This window comes from Kaistella sp. (assembly GCF_049588135.1).
Lineage (GTDB): Bacteria > Bacteroidota > Bacteroidia > Flavobacteriales > Weeksellaceae > Kaistella.
In genome coordinates this window covers 1-1,795 of the sequence record NZ_JBAVFG010000243.1, presented here as the reverse complement: position 1 = coordinate 1,795, position 1,795 = coordinate 1, and the positions used below count along the sequence as shown (strand labels likewise).

2 protein-coding genes are annotated in these 1,795 nt (G+C 33.4%); both read left to right on the top strand.

What is annotated here, in order from left to right:
• Positions 1-1,143: DNA polymerase (locus tag WBY99_RS12895; RefSeq protein WP_423976741.1), on the top strand; the 1,143-nt coding region annotated here is incomplete at its 5' end.
• Between the two features lie 180 nt (positions 1,144-1,323).
• Positions 1,324-1,788: an IS200/IS605 family transposase gene (gene tnpA, locus WBY99_RS12890; protein ID WP_423976740.1), complete on the top strand. Its 465-nt coding sequence runs from the start codon at positions 1,324-1,326 to the stop codon at positions 1,786-1,788.
• The last annotated feature ends 7 nt before the right edge of the window (positions 1,789-1,795 follow it).

Genomic DNA, 1,795 nt, shown 5'->3' with positions numbered 1-1,795 from the left:
GCTTGGTTGGAAAAGGAAAGTATCGATTTAGAAAACGATTTGCGCGAACTCGAAAAAAATATTTTTGAATTGTCTGGTGAAGAATTTAATATGAACTCGCCGAAACAATTGGGCGAAGTTTTATTTGAAAAAATGCAACTCGATCCGAAAGCGAAAAAAACAAAATCTGGTCAGTATGCCACTTCCGAAGATATTTTACAAAAATTATCGTCGAAACACGAAATTATCAAGCATATTTTAGAATACCGAACGTATCAAAAATTGAAATCGACTTACGTTGATGCTTTACCTTTACAAATCGACCCAAAAGATCATCGTGTTCATACCAATTTTTCCCAAACCACCGCAGCTACTGGAAGATTGGCTTCCGTAAATCCGAATTTGCAAAATATTCCGATTCGTACTTTGCGAGGTCAGCAAATTCGAGGAGCTTTTGTTGCGAATAAAGGAAACAAGATTATTTCTGCCGATTATTCTCAGATAGAATTGCGTTTAATTGCTGCGATTTCTGAAGAGGAAAATATGATTAAAGCCTTTCAGGATGGCGAAGATATTCATGCTTCCACGGCTTCGAAATTATTTGAAATTCCTTTAGAAGAAGTTACGAAAACCCAGCGTTCACAAGCTAAAACAGTGAATTTCGGAATTTTGTACGGTCAAGGTGCTTTCGCTTTAGCCGAACAAACCGGACTTTCTCGGAAAGAAGCGAAGGAAATGATTGAGTCTTATTACGAAACCTATCCGAAGCTGAAAAAGTATATGGCAAATCAGGTCATTAAAGCTCAGGAAATGGGATATGTAGAAACAATTTTGAATAGAAAACGCCATTTAAAAGATATTAATTCTGCGAACTTTGTTGTAAAAGCTCACGCCGAAAGGAATGCGGTAAACGCACCAATTCAAGGAAGTGCAGCCGATGTTATTAAATTAGCGATGATTAAAATTGACGAACAATTAACCGAACTGAAGTTAAAAACGAAAATGCTTTTGCAGGTTCATGATGAATTGCTTTTTGAAGCGCCAGAAGAAGAATTAGAAACGGTAAGCGCTTTAATTAAACAAGAAATGGAAAATGCTTATAAAACTTCAGTTCCTTTATTGGTGGAAGTTGGCGTAGGGAATAATTGGTTGGAAGCACATTAATGTAATTTGAAAATGAGATAATTTGCTGAATTTGATAATTTGTTGAATTTGAGAATTAAGAATTTAAAGTTTAGAATTGCGGGTTCCGGAGGAACTCTATCTGTGTAGAAAATGATTTAAAATATGATGAGGCATTCTGGAGGAAGGCTATCAAAAAAAGCATATAAAAACCATAAAAAAATGGGAGATACCTATTCACAAGTTTACATCCAAATAGTTTTTGCAGTAAAATTTCGCGAAAACCAAATTTCGGAGCAAATTAGAGACGAGGTAGAAAAATATATTTGTGGGATTTTCAGTAATAAAGGTCAGAAAATTATTGCACTTTATGCAAATCCTGATCATATTCATATTTTCTTTTCCTATAAAAATTTTAGAATTTCAATTCCAGATTTAATGAAAATCGTTAAAGTAGAATCTACGAATTTCATTAATGATAAGCGGTTTTGCAAAACTAAATTTGCTTGGCAGGAAGGTTATGGAGCATTTTCATATTCAAAAAGTCAAGTCAAAGAAGTTACTCATTATGTTTTGAATCAGAAAGAGCATCACCAAAAGAAAACTTTCAGAGAGGAATATCTTGAGTTTTTAAATAAATTTGAAATAGAATATAAAGATGAATATTTATTTGAATTTTTTGATTGATTTTAAG